This is a genomic window from Campylobacter concisus (assembly GCF_002092855.1).
Classification (GTDB): domain Bacteria; phylum Campylobacterota; class Campylobacteria; order Campylobacterales; family Campylobacteraceae; genus Campylobacter_A; species Campylobacter_A concisus_AI.
Window position 1 is genome coordinate 537,302 of record NZ_LVLC01000001.1, and the last position, 18,383, is coordinate 555,684.

Annotated in this window: 18 protein-coding genes and 1 tRNA gene; 11 read left to right on the plus strand and 8 right to left on the minus strand. The window is 44.3% G+C overall.

Annotated elements, in window-relative coordinates:
* The first annotated feature begins 220 nt into the window (after positions 1 to 220).
* The 5 genes from fdhD (at position 221) to A3223_RS02745 (ending at position 4,734) form a co-directional block, all read left to right on the plus strand.
* On the plus strand, positions 221 to 1,003 hold the full coding sequence (fdhD, locus tag A3223_RS02725) for a formate dehydrogenase accessory sulfurtransferase FdhD (RefSeq protein WP_084108623.1): 783 nt from the start codon (positions 221 to 223) through the stop codon (positions 1,001 to 1,003).
* Positions 996 to 1,787 carry a winged helix-turn-helix domain-containing protein gene (locus tag A3223_RS02730; RefSeq protein WP_084108626.1) on the plus strand — a complete coding sequence of 264 codons (792 nt, stop codon included), beginning with the start codon at positions 996 to 998 and terminating at the stop codon, positions 1,785 to 1,787. Before fdhD ends, A3223_RS02730 begins: the two co-directional genes overlap by 8 nt.
* Entirely contained in the window at positions 1,778 to 1,966 is a 189-nt protein-coding gene (locus A3223_RS02735) for a hypothetical protein (RefSeq protein ID WP_002951016.1), read from the plus strand. The genes A3223_RS02730 and A3223_RS02735 overlap by 10 nt, the downstream gene beginning before the upstream one ends.
* A gap of 183 nt (positions 1,967 to 2,149) precedes the next feature.
* The gene (locus A3223_RS02740; protein WP_084108629.1) at positions 2,150 to 3,475 is read left to right on the plus strand and encodes an aminotransferase class V-fold PLP-dependent enzyme; all 1,326 of its coding nucleotides are present in this window, start codon (positions 2,150 to 2,152) and stop codon (positions 3,473 to 3,475) included.
* A gap of 56 nt (positions 3,476 to 3,531) precedes the next feature.
* Positions 3,532 to 4,734: a hypothetical protein gene (locus A3223_RS02745; RefSeq protein WP_084108632.1), complete on the plus strand. Its 1,203-nt coding sequence runs from the start codon at positions 3,532 to 3,534 to the stop codon at positions 4,732 to 4,734.
* A gap of 100 nt (positions 4,735 to 4,834) precedes the next feature.
* On the opposite strand, the gene tupA is transcribed toward A3223_RS02745, so the two are convergent.
* Complete coding sequence (tupA, locus tag A3223_RS02750) at positions 4,835 to 5,653, minus strand: tungstate ABC transporter substrate-binding protein TupA (RefSeq protein WP_084108635.1); 819 nt, start codon at positions 5,651 to 5,653, stop codon at positions 4,835 to 4,837.
* Between the two features lie 72 nt (positions 5,654 to 5,725).
* Here tupA and tupB point away from each other — a divergent pair, with 72 nt between their 5' ends.
* The 6 genes from tupB (at position 5,726) to fdh3B (ending at position 12,155) form a co-directional block, all read left to right on the plus strand.
* Positions 5,726 to 6,418 carry a tungstate ABC transporter permease TupB gene (gene tupB, locus A3223_RS02755; protein WP_084108638.1) on the plus strand — a complete coding sequence of 231 codons (693 nt, stop codon included), beginning with the start codon at positions 5,726 to 5,728 and terminating at the stop codon, positions 6,416 to 6,418.
* Between the two features lie 84 nt (positions 6,419 to 6,502).
* Positions 6,503 to 7,465, plus strand: coding sequence for a tungstate ABC transporter ATP-binding protein TupC (tupC, locus tag A3223_RS02760; protein ID WP_257639225.1), 963 nt, complete (start codon positions 6,503 to 6,505; stop codon positions 7,463 to 7,465).
* Between the two features lie 301 nt (positions 7,466 to 7,766).
* On the plus strand, positions 7,767 to 8,492 hold the full coding sequence (locus tag A3223_RS02765; RefSeq protein ID WP_084108641.1) for a TorD/DmsD family molecular chaperone: 726 nt from the start codon (positions 7,767 to 7,769) through the stop codon (positions 8,490 to 8,492).
* A complete protein-coding gene (locus A3223_RS02770; protein ID WP_084040950.1) occupies positions 8,479 to 8,655 on the plus strand; it encodes a twin-arginine translocation signal domain-containing protein in 177 nt (58 codons plus the stop codon). Before A3223_RS02765 ends, A3223_RS02770 begins: the two co-directional genes overlap by 14 nt.
* A 46-nt stretch (positions 8,656 to 8,701) precedes the next feature.
* Entirely contained in the window at positions 8,702 to 11,512 is a 2,811-nt protein-coding gene (locus tag A3223_RS02780; protein ID WP_103618289.1) for a formate dehydrogenase subunit alpha, read from the plus strand.
* 1 nt (position 11,513) lies between these two features.
* Positions 11,514 to 12,155 carry a formate dehydrogenase FDH3 subunit beta gene (gene fdh3B, locus A3223_RS02785; RefSeq protein ID WP_084040953.1) on the plus strand — a complete coding sequence of 214 codons (642 nt, stop codon included), beginning with the start codon at positions 11,514 to 11,516 and terminating at the stop codon, positions 12,153 to 12,155.
* A gap of 197 nt (positions 12,156 to 12,352) precedes the next feature.
* Here the strand turns inward: fdh3B and A3223_RS02790 are convergent, their stop codons facing one another.
* The 7 genes from A3223_RS02790 to mnmA form a co-directional block, all read right to left on the minus strand.
* Positions 12,353 to 14,596 carry a molybdopterin oxidoreductase family protein gene (locus A3223_RS02790; RefSeq protein WP_257639226.1) on the minus strand — a complete coding sequence of 748 codons (2,244 nt, stop codon included), beginning with the start codon at positions 14,594 to 14,596 and terminating at the stop codon, positions 12,353 to 12,355.
* Positions 14,597 to 14,856: 260 nt separating this feature from the next.
* Complete coding sequence (locus tag A3223_RS09770) at positions 14,857 to 15,141, minus strand: hypothetical protein (RefSeq protein WP_257639227.1); 285 nt, start codon at positions 15,139 to 15,141, stop codon at positions 14,857 to 14,859.
* The gene (locus tag A3223_RS02800; RefSeq protein WP_257639228.1) at positions 15,071 to 16,183 is read right to left on the minus strand and encodes a hypothetical protein; all 1,113 of its coding nucleotides are present in this window, start codon (positions 16,181 to 16,183) and stop codon (positions 15,071 to 15,073) included. Before A3223_RS02800 ends, A3223_RS09770 begins: the two co-directional genes overlap by 71 nt.
* 51 nt (positions 16,184 to 16,234) lie before the next feature.
* On the minus strand, positions 16,235 to 16,537 hold the full coding sequence (locus tag A3223_RS09775; RefSeq protein WP_257639229.1) for a hypothetical protein: 303 nt from the start codon (positions 16,535 to 16,537) through the stop codon (positions 16,235 to 16,237).
* A 34-nt stretch (positions 16,538 to 16,571) separates the two neighbouring features.
* Positions 16,572 to 16,838, minus strand: coding sequence for a hypothetical protein (locus A3223_RS02805; RefSeq protein WP_084108654.1), 267 nt, complete (start codon positions 16,836 to 16,838; stop codon positions 16,572 to 16,574).
* 333 nt (positions 16,839 to 17,171) lie between these two features.
* A tRNA-Asn gene (locus tag A3223_RS02810) sits at positions 17,172 to 17,246 on the minus strand.
* 112 nt (positions 17,247 to 17,358) lie between these two features.
* Positions 17,359 to 18,381, minus strand: a complete 1,023-nt coding sequence (mnmA, locus tag A3223_RS02815) for a tRNA 2-thiouridine(34) synthase MnmA (protein ID WP_084108657.1) — start codon at positions 18,379 to 18,381, stop codon at positions 17,359 to 17,361.
* Positions 18,382 to 18,383 lie beyond the last annotated feature (2 nt).

Sequence of the window (18,383 nt, forward strand, 5' to 3'; positions counted from 1 at the left end):
CATTCCTTCATTTCTTATTCAAATGATAGATAATGATAAAATCGTGGTCAAAAATATCTTAAGATATATGCTAAATTCGCATATACAAATCATCATCAGATACCGATAAAAACGCGCTAAAATACGTTTAAGTTTTTGCTTGATTTAAGCAAGAATTCACTACAATCAAATCTTAAATTTAGATTTTCAAGCTATCATTTCGCAAAAATTAAGGAAAATCATGCAACCTATTTTTACGACCCAAATCACCAAATTTAAAGGCGCGCAAAAAAGCGCCGTTGATGATATTTTGGTGCGCGAGATCAAGCTTGAGATCTACATAAACGGCAAGCGTTTCGGCGCGCTCATGGCGACTCCGACCGATCAGGAGGCGCTGGCTGCTGGCTATCTCATCAGCGAAAATTTGATCGCAAGTCCTGAGGATATCGAGAGTATAGAGCTTTCAGGCGACGCTTTAAGCGTGCGGGTAAAGGCTAAAATAAACGAAAAACGCCTCGAGCAGTTTGATGAGGAAAAGGTGATAATCAGTGGCTGTGGACGCAGCTCGACGGCAAACATCGATCCTGAGGCTATGGCGGCGCGCTCGATAAAGGGCGACGTTAAATTTAATAAAGACGAAATTTTGCGCCAGATGGGGCAGTTTTACACGCAGTGCGAGCTTTACGAGATGACTGGCTGCGTGCACACGGCCAGGCTTTTTGTTAGCGGTGAGCAGTTTTACATCGGCGAGGATATCGCTCAGCATAACACCATAGACAAAGCCGTCGGCAAAGCTATACTAGCCGGCGCGCAGCTGCAAAATTCGTTTTTGATGGTGAGCGGCAGGCTCAGCTCCGAAATGGTCGCAAAAGCCGTCATGCACGGCATCCCAGTGCTCGTCTCGCGTACGGCTCCGACTAGTCTTGGCGTCGTGATAGCGCGTAAATTTAACCTAACGCTGTGCGGCTTTGCTCGCGGCGAAAACATAAACGTGTATAGCGGCGCAGAGAGAATCTATGAGTGAGCAAATCCGCGAACTGATAACAAAACTGTTAAATCCAAAGGGCAGGCTAGACTGCGGCGCGGCGTTTAAGATCGCCGCAAAGCTAGGCGTAGAGATCGGCGAGGTTAGCGACGAGGCTGAAAAAATGGGCGTAAAGATCGACAACTGCGAGCTGGGACAGTTTGGCGGGCTAGAAAACGGACGCAGCAAATACACCGTGATGACGCAGCTAAAACAAATGACCGACGAAAAGGGCAGAATACTGTGCAAAGACGCTAGAGACGCAGCTGCGGGCGTAGGGCTAAAGACGATCCGCTCTACGCTAAAAGACTATAAAATCGACGTAAAATACTGCCAGCTGAGGTGTTTTAAGGAGAAAAAAGGAAAAAAGATGAGAGTAAAAACCAAAACTTGGATAGAAAACGACGAGGGCGAGCTGATATTCGGTAAGGGCAAAACCGAAGTCCTAGACGTCATCGCCGAGGTCGGCTCGATCTCAAAGGCCGCCGAAATCCTAGGAATGAACTATAAAAAATGCTGGACTCATCTGCAAATTTTGCAAAAAAATCTAAAAGAGGAGCTTTTTACGACTAGGCAAGGCGGCGGCGAAAATGCCGGTACGACGCTAAACGAGCGCGCGCATGAGCTCATAAACGCCTATAGGCAGCTTCAAAACGACATCGAGGATTTTGCGGATAAGCGCTTTAAGGAGTTGTTCTTGAAAAAAGACGGCGAAAAAAATGACGCAACTAAAGACGACAAAAAAGATAAAAAAATCAATTTAAGGGAGAAAAAATGTACGTAAAACTAAACGATAGGGTCTATCTAAACAAAGACAAGATCACTAGAATAAAGGTAGATAGCGTCCAAGACGGTATCAGGATTCGCTTCTACGAGGGGCAAAATCAGGTCGCTAAAAGCGGACGCTTCGAAACCGAGGCAAAAGCCATTGAGTGGCTAGAGAAAAATTTTATAAACAAATAATAAAATGGTCGTGAGCCTCTGTGGCTCGCGCTTCTGTGCTTTATCAAGTTAAATTTGCCGCTTTGCGGTTAAATTTAGCTTGTTCAAATTTAACCTCCAAATTTACTAAATCATTTCCACAGCAAAAGCCCGAAATTTGTGAAAATTTACTATAATTACTGTATCAAATTTAAAGAGTAAAAAATGGCAAATTTAGACGAAATAAGAAAAAATATCATCCTAAAACCGGGCGTGCATTATTTTGATTTCGCGGCTTCCGGGCTTGCTTATGAGCCCGTAGAGCGCGAGATAGCAGATGTTCTCAAAACCTACGCCAACACACACTCCGACAGTAGCTCGAGCGCCATCATCACGCAGCGGTGCTACGAGGGTGCGCGCGAGAGCCTAAAAAAGCTGCTAGGCCTTGACGAGCGGTTTTGCCTCATCGCCTGCGGGCAGGGCGCGACGACTGCGATCAAGAAATTTCAGGAGCTACTAGGCATCTACCTGCCGCCTGCGACCAGAGGCGCGATCGGCGAGGCAAATTTACGCGCCGCACAGCTTCCGCTCGTACTCGTTTCGCCCTACGAACACCACTCAAACGAACTTAGCTTTCGCGAGGGGCTTTGCGACTACCTGCGCGTGCCGCTTAGTGAATCAGGCAAGATCGATCTGCTAGCGCTTGAGCGCATCCTGAAGCTAAATGCCGGACGCCGCATCATCGGCTCGTTTAGCGCCGCATCAAACGTCACGGGCGTCATTAGCGACTATAAAAAGATCAGCGAGCTAATCAGAGCCGCGGGCGGTATCGTGGCCTTTGACTGCGCGGCGCTGAGCTCTCACGCAAATTTAGATTGCGATTACTTCGACGCGATTTTTCTCTCGCCGCATAAATTGCTCGGCGGACCTGCTAGCTGCGGGCTTTTGGCGATCAAAAAGGAGCTGTTTAACAGCGATGTGCCAACATTTGCCGCGGGCGGAACGGTCGCCTACGCTAGCCGCGAAGGGCACGTGTTTTTGAAAAATCCCGAGCAGCTAGAAGAAGGCGGTACGCCGCCTATTATCGGGCTTATGCGGGCAAATTTAGCCTACACTCTGCGAAACGAGATCGGTTTTGAGAGGATAAAAAGCGCCGAGGACGAGCTAGCGCGGCTTTTTGAGAGCGAGCTTGATAGTATAGATGAGGTCATAAACTACGCTCCAAAGGGCGCGCCGCGGCTGCCGATAATTTCTTTTAACGTGCGCGGCGTCTCGGCGTATGATCTCGCCGCGAGCCTTAGCAATGACTTCGGTATCCAGACGCGCGCGGGCGTGATGTGCGCGGGGCCGTACGCTCACGATCTGCTGGGTATCAAGGAGGGGCGTATGCCGGAAAGCAAGCCCGGCTTTGTGCGCGTAAGCCTGCACTACACGCACACCGAGCAGGACGTGCTATATCTCACGGGCGCGATAAAATCCTGCATCAAAAAGCACCGTGACCTTTGGGGCGAGGAAAAGGCGATGTATGAGATGTTCAGCGGGAAGATTTAGCCTTATGATAGTGGTTAATTAGAAGCAAAATAAATAAATTTAAAGAGGCGCAACTAATGAAAATTCAAATAATATCTTACTCCACAATATTTAAAATAAATGATCCGCATATATCTCAGACCATTAGTACTTTTGATCGTCCGAGAAGCTTTGATGAGTTTGATCTAAATATTATAGATTTAAATAGTCCCAAATTGTGGAGTTTCAGTCTTGAAGACCAAAAATGCAACAGGGCCATATATTGTATTAAAACATTAAAAGAAATTATGGAGAACTCTAAAAAAAGCATGTCTATCATATTAATGCCTACGAACACAAAAGTATCATTGCTTCGTTCTGGAGGCTTAACTACTCAAACTATTTTAATTAAAGATATTATCAATCAAATTAATTATGGATTGCGTGAATTAACTTTGTCTGACGTGCGGCTAAGATATGAAATAAGTACAACAACCATAGACGAACAGGATTTTTATTCGGATTTTGTATTTGACGATGTAGATTACGAAACTATCAAGCGGTCTAATGGTGGTAAAAGCACAATAATAAAACATAATGAAAGACTATATTCTACTACCCTTCTCATAAAAAATACAGCCAACGATTTAGGAATTTTAATATCATTTATTCTTTCTAGATTTAAAAAATCCGATGTTCCTGATTGGTTTAACAGTTTGGAATACTTTGATGATGCTGCGTTAAAAAATAAGCGTAGTGAATTATTGGATATGTATCGGCAAATTGAAGATATAGACGGGCAAATTGATAAAAATAATAGATTTAAATCAATCCTATATTCAAATGGAGATGAGTTGATTGGTGTGGTAAAGGAAATTTTAGTAGATATTTTTAAGTTGCAAGATGATTATTTTATAGATGTAAAAAAAGAAGATTTTAGATTCGAATGTGGAGATATGAACTTTATAGTAGAAATAAAAGGGATAAACACAAACGTTAAAAATAGCAATATAGCACAATGCAAGAAACATGTAACTGATTTTTTAATAGCCGAAGATAATACTATGTCTCCTGATAACGTAAAGGGACTACTGATAATTAATCCTCAACGCGACATAGATCCTAGCAAAAGAGAGCCGATACATGCCAATCAAATAAGTTATGCAAAAAGTGAAGGTATATTAATAATAACGACTTTAGAATTACTAAAATTATATCAAGCATATACTAAAGACGAGGTGGTTAGTAATAAGTGTTTTGAAATATTTAAAAATAACGTCGGTGAGTTTAAATTTGAATAAGAGGTAAAATAGATTTTGATTTATAAAAAAGGGCGCAAAGCGCGCCCGAATCACGCAAATTTAAGCCATAAATTCGACTCAAATTTGCGCGTAAATAAAATTAGTTTTTGCGAGTATTCGCGTCAGGCGTGAAAAGCGGCTTATCTAGCAGCTTAAAGTCGCCGATAAATTTCTGACCCTCTTCGCTCGTCGCCCACTCTATAAATTTATTTGCATTTTCGATGTCGGCCTTAGCGCAGTGCTTCGGATTTACCGCGATTAGCGAGTAGAAGTTCTTTAGGTCGTTGTCGCCCTCGTTGATGATGACCATCTCAGGCGCGCCTTTTTTGGTGTCCTCGTACTTGATGTAGGTGCCGCGATCGGTGAACGTCACGCCCTTTTGCTCGGCTGCAGCGTTGATGGTAGCTAGCATGCCTTGGCCGGTTTGCATATACCAGCCGTCTTTTTCAGGCACTTCGCCGATGATTTTTTTCCAGATACCTTTTTCTTTGTTGTCAGTGCCTGATTTATCGCCGCGAGAGAAAAATTTGATATTCTCTTTTTTGATCAGCTCAAAGCTCTCTTTTATGTCTTTGCCTTTAAATTTATCGGCGATAGATTTATCGGCGATAACGACGAAATCATTGTACATTACGGCTTTTCTTTCGACGCCAAAGCCTTTTTCTACGAATTCTTTCTCAACTTTTGGCGAATGCACGAAAAGTATGTCCGCATCGCAGTTTTCGCCAAGTTTTAAAGCAGCGCCCGTGCCTACGGCGGTCCATTTGATATCGACGCCGGTTTTTGCCTTATACACAGGGTAGATCGCGTCTAGTAGCCCAGTGTTATCGGTGCTGGTGGTGGTAGCCATGATGAGTTCGCTATCGCCCGCAAACGCCAAAACGCTCGCGATTAGCGAGCCTAATATTACTTTTTTCATTTTTCTCCTTTTTTAAAAGTATGCTATTATAGCATATTAAATTAACCATATAAACATACGGAGAAATAATATTTGGACTTTCTACTAAACGGATTCTTAGAGGCCTTTAGGCTGCTTTTTAGCGGCGATGAGGAAACGTATTCGGCGATCAGGGCGACGCTTTACACTTCGAGCATTTCGATATTTTTTGCGATTTTAGTCGGCTTTCCGCTCGGATTTACGCTGGGATTTTACGATTTTCACGGACGGCGAGTATTACGATTGCTTAGCGATACGGCGCTTGCGATGCCGACAGTTGCGATTGGGCTTATTTTGTATGCCTTTATCACGCGAAACGGCCCATTTGGCGAGTTTGGGCTGCTTTTTACGCTAAAGGCCGTGATGCTGGGGCAGTTTGTGCTAGCACTACCTATCATCATCTCGCTAAGCGCTAGCGTCGTGGAAAACATGGACAAAAAGCACTATCTAACCATCCTAAATTTACGTCTGAGCGCGCCTAGGCTCGTTGGCTGCGTGCTTTACGAGCTAAGATACGCTTTGATGGTGGTCGTAGCGACGGCGTACGGGCGCATAGTAGCCGAAGTCGGCGTGGCGATGATGATCGGCGGAAATATCAAATACTTCACCCGCACGATCACGACTGCAGTGTCGCTGGAGACGAACAAAGGCGAGTTTGCCATGGGTATCGCGCTGGCTTTGGTGCTCATCTTTATCGCGTTTGCCGTAAATTTGGCGATACACGCGCTAAAAAGGCTTGACCGATGAAATTTGACAAATTTGAAAAATTTACGCTCGCAAAAAGCGCGCTAGGCGCGTCAAACTTGAGTCTTTTCGTAAATTTAACGAGAAATGCGCAAAGTGATAAACGTTAGAAATTTACGCCTAAACTACGGAGCGAGCGAGATTTTAAACATCCCGCGCCTTGATATCGACGTTAGCAAAATCACCGCGCTAACTGGTAGCAACGGCAGCGGCAAAAGCACGCTGATGCGAGTGATGTCGTTTTTGCAAAAGCCCACTAGCGGCGAAGTGCGGCTGTGGGGGAGCAGCGTGCCGAGTCTAAATTTGCTGCGCGACGTTAGCGTTTTGTTGCCGGAACCCGCGCTTTTAAAACGCTCCGTGAGGGAAAATTTTAGAGCCATTTTAAAAAGCCGCGGAGTGCTGGCGGAATTTGAGCAAAGGGCGAGCGAGGCGTTAAATTTGGTCGGACTTGACGAGAGCTTTTTAAACAAGCGCCACTTTGAGCTTAGCTCGGGACAGACGCAGCGCGTTAGCTTTGCGTTAAATTTGGCGCTCAGATCGCGGCTTTATCTACTCGACGAGCCGACAAATAGCGTGGACGTTGGCACCTCAAAGCTGTTTGGCAAGGCGGTACTTTATATGCGGCAAAGATACGGCTGCGGCTTTGTGATCGCTAGCCACGACGACAAATGGCTAAGCGCGGTCGCCGAAGAAAACGTCTTTTTACACAAAGGTCGCGTGTGCGAATTTGAGTACAAAAATATTTTCGACGCGCGGGACGGGGTTTTAAAATTTGACGAAAACGCAAGCGTAAATTTGCCGCAAAATTTACGTAACGCCGTAAAGATCGCCGTAAATCCAAGCAAAATAACGCTAAGCAAAACGCCGATAGATGGGTATTTGGGCGGCATCTTGCACTCGGTTTCGCTCTATCTTGGCAAAGAGCTTTTGGTAAAAATCAAAATCGGCGACTTTTTGATAAAAACCCTGGCGCCTAATTCGCAAAATTTTAATGTCGGCGAGAGGATTTATTTTAAATTTGACGAAGGAGCGTTTTTGGGGCTTGAGTGAGCCCCGAAATTTTGCAAATTTCGCTCCTGATTTTAAATTTAGGCTCGTTTAACGCCCGTTAAAATAGCCTAGTTAAAAGTAAATATCAAAATGAAGCGTAAATGCAATATATATGCTGAAATTTCATATTTATTTTACCTCCTAAAATTCGCCGTAAGCAATATGCAACTAAGGCATATTTAAGCATATATTAATTTTTTTGATTTATTTTTTTTTAAGTATAAGAAATAAGCCAAAAAGTAGTATAGTTTCACAATCGAGAAAAATCTCAAAAAATAGACAAAAATGATAAAGGAAGGCGATGACTAGCAAGGGCGAATTTGCGGCGGGACGTGGGCTTTACTACTCGCTATTTTCGCGTTTTTTCGTTTTTAGCCAAGAAGCCGATAGATTTAGCGGCGTAAACGCGATGTTAGGCCTTGCCTCGGCGCACGCTCTAAACGAGGAATCGGCCGCCGCGATAATGCGCATACAGGTAAAATTCGACGAGAAAAATTCGCAAAATTTAGCGGATGAATTCGATGAAATTTTCCACGCTCTACCAAGTCCGCTCAGAAACTCGCTATCCTACTACGACGAGGGCTACGAGGTCGGACACGCCTGCGCAAAAGTGCGTAAAATTTTAGCCCGCACAGACATTAGGCGCGACGAGGCTAAATTTAAAGAAAACGAAGACAACGTGGGTTTCGTGTTTGCGCTAATGAGCGAATTTATCGCGAGAGAGAGCGAGCTGGAGCTATACGGCGAGCTTGAGGAGCAGCTCTTTAAAGAGATCATAAATCCAAACATCGACGAGTTTATAGAGAATCTTTTTAATCACAAAAGCAGCGAAATTTACAAAGACGTAGCGGTACTTCTGCAAGGATTTATAGAGTTTGAACGCGTAGTTTTAAGCGCGCCGCGTCCTATAAATCAAGGTAAAAACAAAAAGACCTTGGACGGAGTTTCAAGATCCGAGGCCATAAGAAGGCAAAAAAACCGAGTGAGAAAGCTAAAAGCTATGGAGGAAGAAAATGCAAAAAAATAGGCGAGAATTTTTAAAAAAGGCGGGGCTAGTCGGCGCGGCAGCGGCTACGGCCGGAGTAGCGACGGCAGCGGCGTCAAACCTAAAATACGGTAAAAGCAAAAAGACCGAAGTGCTTTATAAAAGAAGCAAAAACTGGGATCTATACTACGAACAAGCGAAATAATAAAATTTAAGAAAGGATAAATATGTCTGAGGCAAATTTACGTCTTATGCCCCACTCAAACGCAGTCGGGCGAAGATCGTTTTTAAAAATGGCCGCGCTAGCAGGCGTAGCGGGCGGCATGAGCGGGCTGGCCGCTAGCGGCGTAACTAGAAGCGCCACAAAAGAAGAAATGGCAAATCCGTTTCCAAACTCTAAAATCGTAAAAACCGTTTGTACGGTTTGCTCCGTTGGATGCGGAGTGCGCGCCGAGGTAGAAAACGGCGTTTGGGTACGCCAAGAAGTAGCCCAAGATCACCCGGTAAGCGCGGGCGGCCACTGCTGTAAGGGCAGCGACGTCATCGATATGGTGCGCTCTCACTGCCGCGTGAAATACCCGATGAAAAAAGTAGGCGGCAAATGGAAACGCATCAGCTACAAAGACGCGCTTGACGAGATCGGCGCCAAACTAAAGGCGTATCGCGAGAAAAACCCTGAACAAGTGATGTTTCTAGGCTCTGCAAAAGACAGCAACGAGCAAAGCTACTACATCAGCAAATTTTCCGCGATGTTTGGGACGAACAACCTAGATCACCAAGCTAGAATTTGACATAGCGCAACAGTCGCCGGTGTGGCGAATACGTGGGGTTATGGAGCTATGACTAATCACCTTGGAGATATCCAAAACGCGAAGTCTATCTTTATAATCGGCGCAAATCCGGCTGTAAACCACCCGGTAGGATTTAGGCATTTTCTAAAAGCGAAAGAAAATAACGGCGCGAAGCTGATCGTGGTCGATCCAAGATACACGAGAACTGCGGCTAAGGCTGATTATTTCGCTCAAATTCGCCCAGGTACGGACATACCTTTTATGTATGGCATGATGAATCTCATCTTTGAAAACGGCTGGGAAGATAAGAAATTTATAGAAGACCGCACATACGGTATCGATGAGATCCGCAAAGAGGCTGCAAAATGGACGCCTGAAGTGGTAGAAGACGTAACCGGAGTACCGGCTGCGACGCTAAAAGAGATAACCGAAGTTTTTGCAAAAAACCGCCCTGGTTCGGTCGTTTGGGCGATGGGTCTAACTCAGCACACCATAGGTAGCTCAAACACTCGTATCGCTCCGATCCTGCAACTAGTACTAGGAAATATGGGCGTATCAGGCGGCGGCTGCAACATCCTGCGCGGTCACGACAACGTCCAAGGCGCTAGCGATATGGCAAACGCGCCCGATAGCTTGCCTGGATACTACGCTAAAAACGAAGCCACCTGGAAATACTTCGCTAAGATGTGGAAAGTAGACTACGAGTGGCTACAAGGAAATTTCGTAAAACCAGAGTGGATGTTTAAGCCGGGATTTACCCTAGCTCGCTGGTGGGCTGGCGTACTTGACGGTAAAAACGGCAATGACCCGGTTGAAAACGCAGGCGATAGCCTAAAAGCGCTAATCGTCATCGGCAACGGTATCACCTCGACAGCTCAACAAGTAAAAGTTCAAGAGGGTCTTGACGGCCTTGAGCTTTTGGTACTGCTTGATCCTTTTGTAAACGACGCCGGCGTTATAACAAATAAAAAAGATGGCGTCTATCTACTGCCTGCGGCGACTCAGTTTGAGGGTAGCGGCACGGTCGTAGCCACAAACCGCAGCGGCCAGTGGAGAAGCCAGGTCGTAGAGCCTTTGTTTGAGAGTATGCCCGATCACGAAATTTTATTTGAGCTAGCAAAGAGAATAGGCTTTTACGACGAGCTAACTCGCACGATCAGAGACTCCGAGGGTAAGATCGAGTGGCCGGAGGCTGCTACTCGCGAGATCGCTAGCATCGTAAAAAGCATCGGCCTAACTGGCTGGACGCCGGAGCGTCTAAAACGCCATCAGGCTAACTGGGATAAATTTGACGAAAAAACGCTAATGGGCAAAGAGGGCACCGAGGTAGCGGGCGAATACTACGGCTTGCCGTGGCCTTGCTGGACGGAAAAACACCCTGGCAGTCCAAATTTATACGATATAAGTAGACCGGTAATGCAAGGCGGCATGGGCTTTAGAAACCGCTTCGGCCTAGAGCACAACGGCGTAAATCAGCTAGCCGCCGACGGTAGCGCGCCTGTAGGCGGCGCTCAAAGCGGCGGATATCCGGAGATCAAAAAAGATAACATCGAAAAGATACTAGGCATCAAGCTAACGGATGAAGAGCGCGAAAAAATGGGCGCTACTTGGGCCACGGACGGTAGCGGTATAATCGCAGAAAAATGTATGGAAAAGGGTATTGCACCGTACGGCAACGCAAGAGCTAGAGCGGTAGTTTGGACCTTCGTCGATCAGATACCGCAGCACAGAGAGCCGCTACATACGCCTCGCCAAGACCTTGCGCAGAAGTATCCGAGCTTTGAGGATAAGCCGAATCACTACCGCGTATTTACGAAATACAAGAGCTTGCAGCTAAGTAAGGACTTCTCGAAAGAATTCCCGATAAATTTGACTACGGGACGCCTTGTAAACTTTAGCGGCGCGGGTATGGAGACACGCGCTAGTATGTATCTATCGCGTATCACGCCTGAGATGTTTGCGGATATCCATCCTGAGCTTGCGGCTAAACACGGCATTAAAAACTGGGATTTCGTATGGATTCATTCGCCTGAAGGCACGAAAATCAAGGTACGAGCTAGAGTCGTACCGTCGGTCAAACTAGATACTATATTCTTGCCGTTTCACTGGGCTGGATACATGCAAGGCATCGATATGACTGGTAATTTCCCAGAAGGCACCAAGCCTTATGCGGTAGGCGAGAGCGCAAATACCGTCGCTAACTACGGCTACGATATAGTCACTCAAATACCTGAAACCAAAAGCGGTCTATGCCGCATAGAAAAGGCGTAAAATGAGCGAATTTAACGATAACAATAGACTTAAATTTTACTGCGACGACGATAGATGTATCGACTGTAACGGCTGTGCGGTAGCTTGCGACGAGGCTCACGAGCTGCCTCTTGGCATTCGCCGCCGCCGCGTCATCACGCTAAACGAAGGCGTACCAGGTAAGGAAATTTCAACCTCGATAGCCTGCATGCACTGCGAGGACGCGCCGTGCTCGCTGGTTTGCCCGGTTGATTGCTTTTATATCAGGAGCGATGGTATCGTACTACACGACAAAGATATCTGTATCGGCTGCGGATACTGTCTATACGCGTGTCCGTTCGGTGCGCCTCAGTTCCCGCGCGAGGGAGTTTTTGGCGCCAAAGGTTCGATGGATAAGTGCACGATGTGCGCAGGCGGTCCGCTACCGACGAATAGCGAAGCCGAGCGCGAAGAGTACGGCCAGGATAGAATTTCCGAAGGCAAAGTGCCGGTTTGTGCGGCGATGTGCTCGACAAAGGCGCTGCTAGTAGGCGAATCTGCAATGATAGAAAAAATCTACGGCGATAGAGTCAAGGCTCGCGGCTACGGCTTTAAAGACCTAAAACAAACTCTGACCTGGAAGCTCGCCTACTATGCTGGCGATAGGCTTAAAATAAAATCTTAAAATTTAGCTCGCTCTTGCCGAGATTGCGGGAGCGAGCAATCTCATCAAATTTGACGCGGTTTGTCTGCGTCAAATTTGACTCACGCTTCTTTGATTTCATTAAATTTTACATGGGTAGTTCGTCAAATTTGAATGCGGGTAAATTTAAAATAAAAATGGATAAATTTAAGTAGAAAGGGCGGTCTCCCGCCCTAAATTTACGCTCTAATAGGAGACAAATACGGATTTGCCGAGTGCATCGACATCTCGTTTTGCTCTCTAAATTTGATAAATTCCTCTTCGCTTAGACGCCTGATGTTTGCTATCGTCATCTTTAGCGGCGTGATGCCTGAGAGCGGATCGGGATCGCCGGCGTTTGCTAGCTCGTTACCGTCGGCCTCGCTGTAGTGGAAGGTCGTAAATATCGTGCCTTCTTTTAGATCCGGATTTACGCGCAGTTTTGCCGCGATCTGTCCGCGTTTGTTTTGCACGAGCGCGTAGCAGCCCTCCTCTAGCTCCCTCTCGCGAGCGATATCGGGGCTTACCTCGATGAGCGCGCCCTCGATGCCAGCACCGTATTCAAGAGCCGGACACTCTCTAGTCATCGTGCCGGTGTGGTAGTGATAGACCTTGCGTCCGGTCGTAAATAGGCACGGATATACCTCATCAGGCACCTCGCTAAGCGCGCCGCTACCGACTGGGTAGCCGTCCGGGATATTCATCTTGGCTCTAAATTCGGCCTCGGCCTTTGCGCGCTCCTCTTTATCGTCTACGTAAAGCACCGGCGCGAAGCGGAATTTGCCGCCCGGCAGCATGGACTTGCGATCTGCGTAAAGCACCGGCGTGCCAGGGTGTTCCTCGTCTGGGCACGGCCAGCTGATACCGCCTAGCTTGCCTAGCCTATAATAGCTTATGCCGCCGAAAAATTTAGGCATGAGCTCCCTTAGCTCGTTCCAAATTTGCTCAGGGCTCGCAAAGTCAAATCCCTCTAGTCCCATGCGGTTTGCGATGTTGCAAACGACTTTCCAGTCAGGCTCCACGCCGCTAACGGGCTCGCTAGCCTTTCGCGTGCGTTGGACGCGGCGAGAGGTGTTGATAAACGTTCCGTCCTTTTCGCCCCAGCCAGCGGCAGGTAATACAACGTCGGCCTTGTGCGCGCTTTCTGTGAAAAACAAATCCTGCACTATAAAGCAGTCTAGATGATGCACGGCGTGGGCGAAGTGCTCGGTCCAAGGGTCGCTCATTACGGGGTTTTCGCCGTAGACGTAGAGAACTTTTAGCTCGCCGCTATCCATTTTATCGGGTGCTTGCGTTAGCTTAAAGCCCGGAACCGGATTTAGCTCAAAGTGCCATACTTTGCGCGCTTGCTCCTGCGCGTAAGGGCTATTTACCGCGCCGGCCGGGATTACGTTAGGCAGCGCGCCCATGTCGCATGCGCCTTGGACGTTGTTTTGACCGCGCAGTGGATTTACGCCCGCACCCTTTTTGCCTAAATTTCCCGTTAAAACGGCTAAATTTGATAGTGAAAAGACGTTTGACGTGCCGTCGCTAAACTGCGTGATACCCATCGTGTAGCAAATCGCCGCCGCGCCTGCTTTAGCATACATCCTAGCTGCCTCTATGATGAGCTCTTTTTTTATGCCGGTTTCGCGCTCGAAACGCTCAGGCGTAAAGTCCTTAACCGCTTCTTTTAGATATTCAAATCCCTCGGAGTACTTCTCGATAAATTCGCTATCTTGCAAATTTTCGGCGATGATTACGTGCATCATCGTATTTAGCGTTTTGATATTCGCTCCGATCGGGATTTGCAAGAAAATATCGGCTTTTTTGGCCATATCGGTGCGCTTTGGATCTACGACGATCATCTTTGCGCCGCGCTGAAGTCCGCGCTGCATCTGCATAGCGATGATCGGGTGGCACTCGCTTGTGTTGGTACCGATGAGTAAAAATACGTCCGTATCGGTCGCAAATTCGACTAAATCGTTCGTCATCGTTCCGTTTCCTAGCGTGCTGGCAAGACCTGCCACTGTAGGAGCGTGTCAAAGACGGGCGCAGTGATCGACGTTGTTACTGTCCTGGGCGCGGAAAAATTTCTGGAAAACGTAGTTATCTTCGTTATTTGAGCGCGCAGAGCTAAAGCCCATGATCGAGCTTGGGCCGTATTTTGCGACGGTGGATTTAAATTTATCCGCGAGGAAATCATAAACCTCCTCAAAACTCACTTCTTCAAGCTCTCCGTGCTTGTCGTAGACGCCGTTTAGCTTTCTCATCATCGGACGGCTTAAGCGTTTAGGAGAGTTTACGAACTCCCATCCGAACATTCCTTTTAGGCAAAGCTCGCCGTCGTTTACGTGGTGGTCTTTGCTAGGTTTGGCGTCTACGATTCTACCGTTTTGCACGATAAGATCGATGCCGCAGCCCGTACCGCAATATGGACAGGTAGTCTTTACGATCTCTTCCATTTTTGCTCCTTTCTAGTATTACTGAAAATTATGAGATTATTATACAACTGCAAATATAAATTTAGTTTTAAAATTAGTATATTTTTTTAAGAATTATTTAAGTAATATGTAAATTTAGAATATTCCTTTTTTGGCTAAATTTGCCTTTAAAATCGTATTTTGAAAGCAAAAATCACATATTAGTCATTTTGATAAAATTTGTCCTACCGGTACCCACTCTATAACAATCTATTAAAGATTTCTCGCTGCCGATAACTTGCTTATATCTCCATCCCATCCCTACTGTATGCCTTGCCTTTTATCTCATTTTTTATCTCTGTAGGCTCATCATCCAGTAGCTTACTAAAATTCGGTATTAAATTGCTTATTTTTGAGATAAAATTAATAACCTTCGTTTTAAAGCTTTCTAATATAGTTAACTTATCCTGTAAATTTTCTATCCTTTCGTCTTTAACTTTTACTTCTTCTTCTAGCTCAGATATTCTTTGAACTTTGCCATTTATAAGAAGTTTGTAGTTTAACGATTTGTAGTAGCTTGCTATCATCGTCTTCCTTTAAGGCATTCTCGTTACTTAACGACGCCTCCAGCTCTTCGTTTCTTTGTTTCAAAGACTGATTTGTTTTTTCTTTGCTTTCTAGATCTGTATTAGCTTCTTCGAGCTTGATTTGTAGGGCATCGCTTTGATCGGCTTTTTGTTTTAGTTTATCTATTTGCGCTACATCAGCTTCAATATTTTCTAATCGGCTTTTTAATTTATTGTTTTCATCTTCTTTTTGGATTAGCTCGGCCGAGAGGTTGCTTATTTGCAAATTCCTATCTTTTATAATATTGTCTTGATTGTTTAGGTTTGCGTTAATCTCTTTTAGATTTTTATTTTCTTGGATTAGATTTTCATTGGATTGATCCAGCTCGTTATTTTTTGCAATTATCTCACCCTTGTTTATTAGTTGATTCGTTAGCTCGTAAACCCTTTGTTTTAGTTCTACGTCGGTAACTATACTTATATTATTTTGCATTTGATCTAATACTAAATTCGTAAGACTCGTTATAAAAGTCTTATCGTCCTCGATTTCCAATCTCAAATAGTCTTTGCCGAACATAGACTCTTTCTTTTTTATATACTTTCTTGCTTCATCGACTATGGATTGTCTAATTTTATTTTTAAACTTTTGCTCATTACTATACTCTTTTTCGGTTTTGTGCATTTGTTTTATATTTTTATGCCTCATCTTAGAGCCTAGCTCGCCGCGCAATGCTATGCCCTTAAACGCCGCCCCTCCCATTTCTTGCATACTTCTGCCGAATTTTAGCGTTTCGCCCTTGCCGTTAAACCTAAGATTTTTATGGTTTTCAAATTGGTAATTCGTAAAAATAAGCTGATAATGCTTAGTTTTCTCATCGTTGTGCTCAGCGATTAGCAGGCATTTAACGCCGTATTTAGCGCAATAATCGTTTGCAAATCTTCTAACTCTGTCGAGCGAGACCTGAGCGTTGATAAAATTTACTTCGGTTTTATTTAGCCCTTCTTTGGATTCTTTATTCCGATCGTTGCCGAAACTTATGACTATTTCGGAAAACCCAACCATATTTTCTCGCCAACGATTCTTTACCACCTTGCCGTTTTTATAGATTTTAGTTTAGGCTTCGTAGTCGGCCTTCATTTTTTCGTGGTATTTTTTCAAGAGTGCTTTTATATACTTTCTATCGCTAAATTCCCTATCGCTATTAGGCATCTCTCGCATATTGCCGTTATCGTTATATTCGCTAAGCACTATGTATCTATTATTACGGCTGTTGCCTCTAAGATATCCGATCTTAGAGGCGTGCTTAACCTCTCTAACATTGTGCTCATACCTTATAATAGCCTTTTTGAGCGTCAAGAATTCGCTTCTTACACAAAGAACTAGGCTGTGTCCGCCTATTTGAAGAGCATCACTCATTTTTAGTCCTTTTCTTTATTATCTACTATAGAAATTAAGAGCATGTTTTAACCCTTTTTTGAAAAATATAAGTCGCAATGTCCGTTATCGCAAACGCTATGCGAGAATTCTTTGCATCTCCCATCTTTATATAACGCGGAATATCTCTGCTCTGCGATATACGAAGATCAAGAGTAGATACGCCGATGCCAAGAACCCCTGCGGTTTGCTTTCTGTCTAGAACTACCTTTCCTTTATATTGGCTAGATATGTGCTCAAGAAGCGTTTTGTACTCTACATCGTTATATAGTTCGTTAAGCATCCCATTTTCTCCTTATGCTTATTCTTATATAACTAATTATATGTACTTTTCATTTACTCTTGCTATTTTGAGTAGTTTTTGGATAGTTTTTGAAAAATTTTTAATACCCTATGATTCCTTAGGGTATTTTAGAGTAATTTAGGATAAAAAATGTTTTCTTGTTTTTAAAAACAAAAATAAAGCATCTTAGATTGACTTAGAAAACATGGCGAGAAATTGGAATATTAAAAAATTTCGGGAACAAATAGGGAACAAATTTTATAAAACTAAGAAAACTTAAAGTTCTTAAAACATCGTTAAAATCGGGGTTTTAAAAGGATTTTTGAATATAAATGGCTCCGGATGCTGGGTTCGAACCAGCGACCAAGTGATTAACAGTCACCTACTCTACCGCTGAGCTAATCCGGAACACTTGAAAAGAGCTCGTATTATAGACGAAAAGATATGTTTTGTCAATAAATTTTAGCTTAATTTATAAAAAATTGTACAGAGCCCAATAAATTTTTATAAAAGGCTAAAACTAGCCTTTTATAAATCCACTTGCAATAACCTTATCGCCATCATACATAACACAAAGCTGACCTTGCGCCACACCAAGTGCATTTTGATTTAGCGTTAATTTTGCCGTTTTATTCTCTTTATCAACCTCAACAAAAGCATCAAGTTTAGGGCTTCTATATCTTATCTTGGTTTCGCACTCAAATTTATCTTTATCTATAAATAAATTTACGTTTTCAAGCTCGACTACCTTTTGAGCCAAGTCATCTTTTGTTCCTACGACGATCTCGTTTTTATCGGCATTTATCTTTATAACAAAATGTGGCTCATGGGCGCCAAAAACCTCAAAACCACGGCGCTTGCCGATAGTATAGTGCATATAGCCTTGGTGGCGACCGATTATTTTGCCGTCTTTATCAACTACGTTTCCTGGCAAATTTGTATTGTAATGCTTATTTAAAACCTCGATATAAGTATCTTCCACAAAGCAAATTTCACTACTTTCTGCCTGCGTAGCAAATTCTTCAAGCACTTTTACACTTCTTGCAAGCTCTTTTATATCTTTTTTAAATTTATCACCAAGCGGGAAAATAACATCTTTTAATATCTCTTTTGGCACTTGGGCTAAAAAGTAGCTTTGATCTTTGCTAGGATCTTTTGCACATGTGATAAATCCATCAATAACTTGCACATAATGCCCAGTAGCAAGCTTCTCACAGCCATTTGCCTTTGCAAAATCAAGCAACGCACCCAGTTTTATAAATTTATTACACAAAGCACAAGGATTTGGCGTCTTGCCCTCTTTATAGAGCTTCACAAAAGGATCATAGACAAACTCATTAAATTTATCCTGCAGATCCAAAATATGCACCTTTATGCCAAGATACTCGCCTACTTTTTTTACTTTTCTGATATTTTCTTCGTGATATCCTGGCTTTTGATGTAGCATCATATAGCAACCTTGCACTTCATGACCAGCTTCTTGCAGAAATTTAGCCGTCATAGTGCTATCTACACCACCGCTCATTGCGACCATTACTTTCATAT

What these genes read in the sequence shown, in the direction of transcription:
- A3223_RS02735 (WP_002951016.1), top strand. Translation starts at nt 1,778, where the DNA reads ATGTACGTAAAACTAAACGATAGGGTCTATCTAAACAAAGACAAGATC.
- A3223_RS02730 (WP_084108626.1), top strand. Translation starts at nt 996, where the DNA reads ATGAGTGAGCAAATCCGCGAACTGATAACAAAACTGTTAAATCCAAAG.
- A3223_RS02770 (WP_084040950.1), top strand. Translation starts at nt 8,479, where the DNA reads ATGCAAAAAAATAGGCGAGAATTTTTAAAAAAGGCGGGGCTAGTCGGC.
- A3223_RS02805 (WP_084108654.1), bottom strand. Translation starts at nt 16,838, where the DNA reads ATGCTTAACGAACTATATAACGATGTAGAGTACAAAACGCTTCTTGAG.
- fdh3B (WP_084040953.1), top strand. Translation starts at nt 11,514, where the DNA reads ATGAGCGAATTTAACGATAACAATAGACTTAAATTTTACTGCGACGAC.
- A3223_RS09775 (WP_257639229.1), bottom strand. Translation starts at nt 16,537, where the DNA reads ATGAGTGATGCTCTTCAAATAGGCGGACACAGCCTAGTTCTTTGTGTA.
- A3223_RS02740 (WP_084108629.1), top strand. Translation starts at nt 2,150, where the DNA reads ATGGCAAATTTAGACGAAATAAGAAAAAATATCATCCTAAAACCGGGC.
- A3223_RS02765 (WP_084108641.1), top strand. Translation starts at nt 7,767, where the DNA reads ATGACTAGCAAGGGCGAATTTGCGGCGGGACGTGGGCTTTACTACTCG.
- mnmA (WP_084108657.1), bottom strand. Translation starts at nt 18,381, where the DNA reads ATGAAAGTAATGGTCGCAATGAGCGGTGGTGTAGATAGCACTATGACG.
- A3223_RS09770 (WP_257639227.1), bottom strand. Translation starts at nt 15,141, where the DNA reads ATGATAGCAAGCTACTACAAATCGTTAAACTACAAACTTCTTATAAAT.
- tupC (WP_257639225.1), top strand. Translation starts at nt 6,503, where the DNA reads ATGCGCAAAGTGATAAACGTTAGAAATTTACGCCTAAACTACGGAGCG.
- A3223_RS02745 (WP_084108632.1), top strand. Translation starts at nt 3,532, where the DNA reads ATGAAAATTCAAATAATATCTTACTCCACAATATTTAAAATAAATGAT.
- tupA (WP_084108635.1), bottom strand. Translation starts at nt 5,653, where the DNA reads ATGAAAAAAGTAATATTAGGCTCGCTAATCGCGAGCGTTTTGGCGTTT.
- fdhD (WP_084108623.1), top strand. Translation starts at nt 221, where the DNA reads ATGCAACCTATTTTTACGACCCAAATCACCAAATTTAAAGGCGCGCAA.
- A3223_RS02800 (WP_257639228.1), bottom strand. Translation starts at nt 16,183, where the DNA reads ATGGTTGGGTTTTCCGAAATAGTCATAAGTTTCGGCAACGATCGGAAT.